The 8,301-nt window shown below is 66.1% G+C and carries 8 protein-coding genes; 4 read left to right on the top strand and 4 right to left on the bottom strand.

The genetic code is table 11. The features are described from left to right. Window positions 1-445: 445 nt before the first annotated feature. From AB0H21_RS35980 to AB0H21_RS35990, 3 genes are read left to right on the top strand one after another with little or no spacing between them, the layout of a single operon-like run. Window positions 446-1,336: a CoA transferase gene (locus tag AB0H21_RS35980; protein WP_358525818.1), complete on the top strand. Its 891-nt coding sequence runs from the start codon at window positions 446-448 to the stop codon at window positions 1,334-1,336. Continuing rightward, complete coding sequence (locus tag AB0H21_RS35985) at window positions 1,302-1,535, top strand: hypothetical protein (RefSeq protein WP_358525820.1); 234 nt, start codon at window positions 1,302-1,304, stop codon at window positions 1,533-1,535. The genes AB0H21_RS35980 and AB0H21_RS35985 overlap by 35 nt, the downstream gene beginning before the upstream one ends. Before the next feature lie 10 nt (window positions 1,536-1,545). After that, window positions 1,546-2,547, top strand: a complete 1,002-nt coding sequence (locus AB0H21_RS35990) for an AraC family transcriptional regulator (RefSeq protein ID WP_358525822.1) — start codon at window positions 1,546-1,548, stop codon at window positions 2,545-2,547. Between the two features lie 187 nt (window positions 2,548-2,734). Here the strand turns inward: AB0H21_RS35990 and AB0H21_RS35995 are convergent, their stop codons facing one another. The 3 genes from AB0H21_RS35995 to AB0H21_RS36005 form a co-directional block, all read right to left on the bottom strand. Further along, a complete protein-coding gene (locus AB0H21_RS35995) occupies window positions 2,735-3,472 on the bottom strand; it encodes an SDR family NAD(P)-dependent oxidoreductase (protein ID WP_358525824.1) in 738 nt (245 codons plus the stop codon). Window positions 3,473-3,519: 47 nt separating this feature from the next. Then, the gene (locus AB0H21_RS36000) at window positions 3,520-5,181 is read right to left on the bottom strand and encodes an FAD-dependent oxidoreductase (RefSeq protein ID WP_358525825.1); all 1,662 of its coding nucleotides are present in this window, start codon (window positions 5,179-5,181) and stop codon (window positions 3,520-3,522) included. Between the two features lie 665 nt (window positions 5,182-5,846). Continuing rightward, window positions 5,847-6,374, bottom strand: a complete 528-nt coding sequence (locus AB0H21_RS36005; protein WP_358525827.1) for a hypothetical protein — start codon at window positions 6,372-6,374, stop codon at window positions 5,847-5,849. A gap of 161 nt (window positions 6,375-6,535) precedes the next feature. Here AB0H21_RS36005 and AB0H21_RS36010 point away from each other — a divergent pair, with 161 nt between their 5' ends. After that, window positions 6,536-7,813, top strand: coding sequence for an IS256 family transposase (locus AB0H21_RS36010; protein ID WP_358525841.1), 1,278 nt, complete (start codon window positions 6,536-6,538; stop codon window positions 7,811-7,813). A gap of 193 nt (window positions 7,814-8,006) precedes the next feature. Here the strand turns inward: AB0H21_RS36010 and AB0H21_RS36015 are convergent. After that, window positions 8,007-8,301, bottom strand: a 295-nt coding sequence (locus tag AB0H21_RS36015; protein WP_358525829.1) for a cupin domain-containing protein, incomplete at its 5' end; no start/stop codon positions are given.

Here is an 8,301-nt window from a genome sequence, read left to right on the forward strand (position 1 = left end):
ACGATACACCCGTTTCGACTGGCGAGGGTGAGGCGATGCCGGCGCCCACCTGGTAGTGGTCCGACTGCCGGACGCGGACGCTGGTCCTTCGCACGGGTGAATTCTCTCCGCCTGGCCGGGAAATCATGGGGTCCCCGGATTCGCGCATTGAGCGGAAACGACCGCAAGAATCTGTCCGGCCGATCGCGTGGTCCCGGCGTGCAAGCCCATCTGCGGCGTCGGCGAGCCATCTGAGGCCCCGGGCGCGGTTGACGTAAGAAGCTCCCTGGGTCACGTCGGCCTTGGCATGCCGGTCCGCGTCCCGGCTTCCCGATCCAGCGGACAATCGTCCGCTTCTAGGAACTGCTGGTCATCCACGGTTAACTCTTGATTTCCATCGTGATTGCTATCACAGTATCCGATGTACGGGCATATGACCACTAGGCGGACAATGATTGGATCTTTGATGACTGATGCATCCGGTCTCAGTGGTCTGCTGGCCGGCTTCTCCCGCATGCTCGCCGAACCCTACGCTGCGATGCTCATGGACGACCTGGGTACCGAGGTGGTCAAGGTGGAGACGCCGGGCGAGGATGACATCCGTACCCGGGTTCCGCCGATGCGCACCGGGAGCTCGACGTGCTACCTGAGCGCGCTCGACCTGAAGGACCCCGACGATGTCGAAACGGTACGTGACATCGCCCGTAGCCCCGAAGTCGTGATCGAGAAGTTCCGCCACGGTGGCCTGGTCAAGTTCGGCCTCGACCACGCCGGCATCGACAAGTTCGCGCCAACTGCGGTCGTCGCGCAGCTGAGTCATGCCGGCGCACCGGACTCCGTCCAGAGTGCGGTCGCGACCGGCCTGCTGGGTCAGCACCCCACCAGGCCTGATTTCAGCCTGAGATCAGGAAGGAAGACTCACCGATGGCCAAGCTCGTTGCGATCCTCGCGGCCGCCCTCGCCCAGCCACCTGCCGGTCGCGGTCATCGGCGCGGCCGCCACTCCCCCGGAGTTGGGCGGCCCGCGCCGGTTCGGGCCGACCGGTCCGACCCCGGGGTTCGACGCCCATCTGTTCCTGCCTCGTGACGTTGTGGATCGCGATGTTCGAGAGCGACGGCGAGGGCCACTCGGGATGCAGCACGACCACACCCGTGCCCTTGACCACGTGACCCAGCCCTGTCCCGACATCAGCATTCGAGTCGGCCCCCGCCGTTCCCCCTTATCCAACGACGCGCCTTTGCGGCGGGCCTTCCAGCACATCCTCATTCAAACGCGACCCAGATCACATGCAGGAGGTAAGACCCGTGTCCAGCACCCCCGTCTTGCCCGCAGCCAAGGACGTGGCGGCCGCCTTTGAGGCCGCCCGGAAGCTCGGCACGGCCGTTTCCGCGCCTGCCGACCTGCGGGGCGCGACCAATCACAACGGCATCCGGCGCTCGCGCGAGAGCGGCTTCATGATTCCGCATGCTGTCCACGTGCACCTCGACCACCTGGTCGGCATCGACCTTGACAAAGCCCGCCTAGCCCTCGATTCCACCGTTACCCACACCGCCTGAACGGACAGCCATGGTGGACGCTCATGCCACTACCGTCGGTACGCCCGGTCGTGCACCCCTAGCCAGGCGCACCGTACTCTGTTCTGGTGACGTCGAAGAGCTCACTGTCGTCGGCACCGAGCTGTTCTCGCCCCATCGGCTGCGCTACCGCGGCAGCCGTGCCCGGCTCAGCGCGACCCCTGTCGAGCATGCCCAGTTGATCTGCCTGCAATACCACGGCGAGTCCGTGGTCGAGACGACTGAGGCACTTGACTACTACGCGGTACACTCTCCGGTCGCGGGACGCAGCGTGGTCACTTTCGGGCGAGAGTCTGTCCGTCCGCCGATGGGTGGTGGCGTGGTGTTCAGCCCCGGCGACCGGCCCGTCATGGGATGGTCGGCCGACCTTTGCCAGCTCGCGATCCGGGTGCCGGCGGCACGCGTGCGTGCTCATGTGTCGATGCTGACCGGCCGTCCGACCGACGGGCGGCTCCGATTCCGGCACCTGTCCGTGGCCGACTCCGGCTGGATCTCCGCGCTCCGCACAATGGCCACGGTCGCCGACCGCCATGACGCGGTCGTCCTGCCCGACCGGTTGTCGGGGCGGCTGCTGGATATGTTCCTGACCGCCCTGGTCCTGACCCAGCCGAGCACGTATGCCGATGCGCTGCTCGCCGAGGCTCCACCGCCGAGCGTTACTGCGATCGAGCTGGCTGCCCAGTTGATCGACGCTGACCCCGACCAGCCGTGGTCGCTGGCGCGCCTTGCCTCCGAGACCGGCGTGAGCGGCCGTAGCCTGCAGGCCGGCTTCCGGCGCTACAAGGAGTGCTCGCCGATGGCCTTCGTCCGCGAACGCCGCCTTGAGCTAGCGCATCGTCTGCTGCTGGATCCCGCCTACGCCTCGACGCCCATCGCCCAGATCGCTGCCGACGCCGGCTTCCCCCACCTAGGCCGCTTCGCCGCAGCATATCGGCGGCGCTACGGAGTCACACCATCACATATGCGCAAATCTGCGGTACGCGCCGCAAACTGAGGGCCGGCAAGCGGGTACTTGCGGAGCACGGTGCCCGCAGCGTGCCCCACCCCCGAGCCATGGCGGCCCACCGAGCTTGAGGACCTCGACTCTCCCCCAGATATGCGGCACGGCCGAGGGACTCGATTTCAAGTCCCTCGGCCGTCGCCTCCACACATTCGCCCTGGTCAAGTGGGGGGCCGGCGAGTCAGCCGTTCAGCCAGCCTCCGTCCACGGCCAGAACCGTACCGTTGACATACGAGGCCTCGGCGCTGCACAGCCACACGGCAGCTCGCGCGACCTCGTCAGGCTGCCCGTAGCGGCGCTCGGCAGTGCGGCTGATGATGCTCTGCATCACCTCGTCAGGTACGGTCGCGGTCATCGGGGTCTCGATGGGCCCGGGAGCGATCGCGTTGATCCGTATGCCGGAGGCGCCATGGTCGAGGGCGGCATTCTTCGTCAGGCCGACGATGCCGTGCTTGGCCGCCACATAGGCGCTCTGCCCGGCCGCGGGCACGAAGCTCCATACGGAGGCCGTGTTGACGATCGCCCCCGATCCGGCCTGCAGCATGTGCCGTAGCTGGAACTTGAGGCAGTAGAAGATTCCGGACAGGTTGACGTCGATGACGCGTCGCCAGTCCGCCACGTCGAGCTCCGCCAGCGGGGCTGCCGCGAAGATCCCAGCGTTGTTGAACGCGTAGTTCAGCCCTCCGAAAGCCGACACGGCATGGTTCACCGCAGCCTCCACCGAGGAGGGATCGGCGACGTCGGTGTAACAGAACTCCGCCTTGACGCCGAGAGCAGTCAGTTGGTCAACGACCTTGCGGGCGTCGTCGGCCAGGACGTCGCAGATGAGGACGTTCGCCCCTCGTTCAGCGAAACAGCGGGCGGTAGCAGCGCCGATCCCTCGGGCCGCGCCGGTCAGCATCGCGGTCTTGCCGGCCATGGAATGCAGTTCGGGCATGAGACGTGTGATCCTCTCGATATCGGCGGTCAGGCCCGGGCGGCGACGGTGACGGACTTCTCCGAAGGAGGAGAGATGACCGGACGGAACCACTGATCGAGGTAAGCCGCCACCTTCGGCGCGTCAGCGAGCAGGCAGCTCATTCCGATGTAAAGATCAGGCCGGATCACCACGATCCGGCTCTCTGCGCCGACTCCGTACCGCTCAGCGAACTCACCCATCTCGTCAGGGCTGCGATGATCGCAGTCGAAGCCGGTCTCGTCGCCGCCGTCGGTGATCAGATGGCAGCGCGCCCGGCCAGGGTGGCGGGTGTCGAGCAGCTCTCGCAGCAGCGTCGCGGCGGCCACGGTGTCAACCTCAGCCGCTCCCGAGCCGGTGACAGCGACGACCGTGAAACCCGGGTGGCGGCACACGTCGTAGAGCCTCTTCTTCGGATCGGCCACCAGCAGGGCATCCGGTGCGCGCTCTCCAGGTCGGGGTCCGTCTACCGGGGGGAGCCCGGCAGGGACTGTCACCACGTCTCGGTAGTGGTGAGACAGCCCGGAGACGAGCCTGATCGAGTTCTCCTCCCATCCAGGGATCTGAGTAAGGTGGTAGCGATCCTCCGGCTCAATCCCAAAGCCCATCACGATCTCGTGCGTCGACATGGCGCCCTGGGTGACCAGCTCGCCGATCGGGCGGCGCTCGGCCTCGTAGGAATCAAGGATTACCTGGTCGGCCTCCTCATTGACGACCGCCGCCAGCTTCCAGCCGAGGTTGAAGGCGTCCTGCATGCAGCCGTTCATCCCCTGGCCCCCGGAGGGGGAATGGATGTGGGACGCGTCACCGCAGATCAGCAGCCTTCCGTTCCGGTAGCGGCTTGCGATGTTGTTGAGGATCGGCCACTCGGTGGCCCATTCAGGCTCGCCGAGGGTGCAGCCGACGCCGAGCTTGTCGGCGACCTCCTGGAAGGAGGCGCGCTTGTCTGGTCTGCGCACGTAGTCGCCTGTCGCGTCGCTCATATAGATGCGCCAGTTCTTACCGGGGAGCTTGGTGACGTTCATGAACAGCTCCTTGTCGAAGAAGTAGTTCATCCACACGTCGTCGAAGGAGATGTTCGTCAGCGGCACGTCCATCATGGCCATCGCGGCGACCTCTTCGCCGTCGAAGGAGATCCCGGCACGGTCCCGCACCAGGCTGCGCTTGCCGTCGCAGCCGACGGCCCAGTCGGCCCAGATGGTCTCCTTATTACCGCTGGGCAGGCGCAACTCCACCCGTACCCGTTCCCCCTCGGGGACGACGTCGAGCACCTCGGTCCGGTACTCAGGAACCACGGAGTACGTCGCGAGGAGGTGCTCGCGCAGCACCTGTTCGAAATCGTTCTGGTTGATCTTGTAGTAGAAGGCGTAGCGCGTCGGGAGGGTCCGGTAGTCGGTGCGTGGCTGCTCGTCAAGGCTGCGGCCAGGGAAGTGGTAGATGTTCCCGGGACACTCGGCGCAGACTTCCTCGAGCCGATGCGCCGCACCGATGTGATCGAACATTTCCATCGAACGCGCATGCACCGTCATCGCGCGGGTGGTGTGAGAAGGGCCGAGACGCTTCTCAAGAAGCCGGATGGAGACCCCGCGGCGCAGGAGTTCGTGGGCGAGAATCAGGCCGGTCGGCCCCGCTCCCACGATGACCACGCTCGGGTTGGTGCGCGAATAGGGCATGGCCCCTCCTCACGGTGACGACTGTTTCATGGCCCGTCACAGTAACTGCGCGCCTTAGCTGGGCCTATCCACTTCCCGCGCCCTGTCCACAATCCGCAGACCCGCATGATGAGCGCGCCGTGCCGATCAAGCTGCCCGCCGCACCGCAGAACGCGAGCGCCGAGGTGGGCAGGAGGCGGCTGCGCGGCAGGCCAGGAGGCAGTCTTCAAAGTCCGGCGACAGCCAGAGCTAATCCGGTCGGGAGTTGGATAGGACGGAACCGTGTGCAGCCCGCGCCGTACTGGGCAAGGTCGATCTCACTGGCCCACTCGGTGCGGAGCGCACGGATGCGATGTGTCGGACTGGGGATAGCGGTAGGCCATGCGCGTCTGGTGGTGCTCAGTCCTCGGACTTGAACCCCCATCCGTACCTAGATCATCGGTGTGCCCACGAGGGCGCACCGAGTCAGCAAGAGCTGAACCGCTGAAGGTGCCACGTCAGGTCACCGATGATGAGGTCCGGCAGGTTGACCACGCGCACGCCCGCATCCGACTTCGGCGGGCCCGTGATCAGCTCCCCGTCCTCATCTCAGACACCGACGCGTCGACCCTCACCGTGCGCCCGTCGAGATCAAGGCGTGGCGCTCCGCGCCGCCGCACGACGTGTCGAGCAATGGAAGGAGCACGTTACGCCTCACTGGCAACAGCTTCCTTTGGTGCGGCCCTGCGCGCGGCGATCAACCCGATGGCCATGATCAGTCCATACGCGAGAAAGGGCCAGCCGTACGGTCGGCGAGGTCCCCACCCGTCGGAGATCGTCGCCACTCCCACCAAGACGACGACAGCACTCAGCGCCCAGCCAATCGCCATCGCCGCTGGACGGGTCCGCCTTCGCGTCAACAGGAGCGCAAGGGCCACGACCGTGACGATCCCCGGCCAGGCCATCAAGGCGTAGTCCCAGGCGTAGTCGTAGTTCCAGCCGTAGGTGGGATCATCGTGCCTCTGACCGATGATCGCGTCCTTCAGCGTCCCGTTCAGCGAGCTCCCGACAAGGGAGAGAGGGAACGCCATCAGGTCTATGGCCATCACTCCGTAGGCAGCGTCGCCAAGATAACCGTCTTGGGTCAGCCATGTCAGCGTGAGTACAGCCGCCGCGTACCCGCACACGATCAAGGCCGTCGGCAGGCTGCGGACCTGAGCGATAACTCGGATCATAGGATGCCTTCCATGTCGACCACTTGACGGGACGAATGCAGGGGCGAATGCGCCTCTCAGGGGCTCGCCCACAACCGTAGCCGGGACTGTACGGTCTTCGGTGTAACTCCTGATCAAGGAGAACACCTCTGATGAGTACTGTGATCCAGGCATCGGCAACGATGGACCTGGAGGACGCTGCGGTGGCGGGTAAGGACCCCAAGCCCAAGCAGTCGGATCGGGAGCTGGTGGCCAAGCTGGCCGACCAGGCCCGCGCCGAGGGGCTGGAGCTGGTCGGTGAGAACGGGCTGCTGGGCCGGTTGACCAAGCTGGTGCTGGAGTCGGCGCTGGAAGGTGAGATCACCGACCATCTCGGCTACGACAAGCACGATCCGGCCGGCCATGGCAGCGGCAATTCCCGTAACGGCAAGCGCTCCAAGACCGTGCTGACCGACGTCGGCCCGGTGGAGCTCAGCGTGCCACGGGACCGCGACGGCAGCTTCGAGCCGAAGATCGTGGCAAAGCGGCAGCGGCGCCTGTCGGGCGTGGATGAGATGGTGATCTCGCTGTCGGCCAAGGGGCTCACCACTGGTGAGATCTCGGCTCACCTGGCCGAGGTGTACGGGGCCGAGGTCTCCAAGCAGACCATCTCCACCATCACCGACAAGGTGCTGGAGGGCATGGCCGAGTGGCAGAACCGGCCCCTTGACCCGGTCTACCCGGTGATCTTCATCGATGCCATCCACGTCAAGCTGCGCGACGGCCAGGTCGCCAACCGGCCCATCTACGTGGCGCTGGCGGTCACCGTCGAAGGCGAGCGCGACATCCTCGGTCTGTGGGCCGGCGACGGCGGCGAGGGCGCCAAGTTCTGGCTGCACGTGCTGACCGAGATCAAAAACCGCGGTGTCGGGGACGTGCTGATGATGGTCTGCGACGGCCTCAAAGGGCTGCCGCAGGCGATCGAGCAGGTCTGGCCCCGGACTGTCGTGCAGACCTGCATCGTTCACCTGCTGCGCGCCTCGTTCCGGTACGCCGGCCGCCAGCACTGGGATGCCATCGCCAAGGCGCTGCGGCCGGTGTACACCGCCCCCACCGAGGCCGCCGCGCTGGAGCGCTTCATGGAGTTCGCCGAGGCGTGGGGCGGCAGGTACCCGGCCATCGTCAAGCTGTGGGAGGACGCCTGGGCCGAGTTCGTGCCGTTTCTGTCCTTCGATGTCGAGATCCGCCGGGTGATCTGCTCCACCAACGCGATCGAGTCGGTGAACGCGCGGATCCGCCGGGCGGTCAAGGCCCGCGGCCACTTCCCCAACGAGCAGGCCGCGCTCAAGTGCGTCTACATGGCGATCATGAGCCTGGACCCGACCGGCAAGGGTCGCAAACGCTGGATCACCCGGTGGAAGGCCGCCCTCAACGCCTTCGCCATCACCTTCGACGGCCGCATGACCCCGACCAGCCGATAGAACCAATCAACATCGAGTTACACCGTTGGCTGGACAGACCCCCGTAGCCCCGATCAACGCGATGTGATCGTTTGCTACTGCTCTGGAGTACGTCAACCTGGGCTCACACCGGCCCAGTGTCAACGGCCAAGTGCGTGTGGTTCTGGCCCAGTAGCCGTGCAGGACACCTTGAGTGCCAGATCCGCCGCGCCGGTCAGGTTGTGGAAGCGGGACCGGGCGGCAGGTGGACGGTCATGATCAGGCTGCAGGTTTCGGTGCCCGAGCCGCGGTAGGTGTGCGGGGCGCCGCCGTCGAACGTGGCGGTCTGTCCGGCTTGGACGACGTGCTCGGTGCCGTCGACGATCAGGGTCATCCGGCCGGAGGTGACGCTGACGGTTTCCACGACTCCGGCCTGGTGTAGGACGACGCTCGACTTGGGCATGTAGACGACCCTGACGGTGTCCATGTGGACGACATGGAAGACCCCGCCGGGTGGGTGCCGGGCGGGG

Origin of the sequence: Sphaerisporangium sp. NPDC051011 (genome assembly GCF_040653595.1) — a bacterium.
Lineage (GTDB): Bacteria > Actinomycetota > Actinomycetes > Streptosporangiales > Streptosporangiaceae > Sphaerisporangium.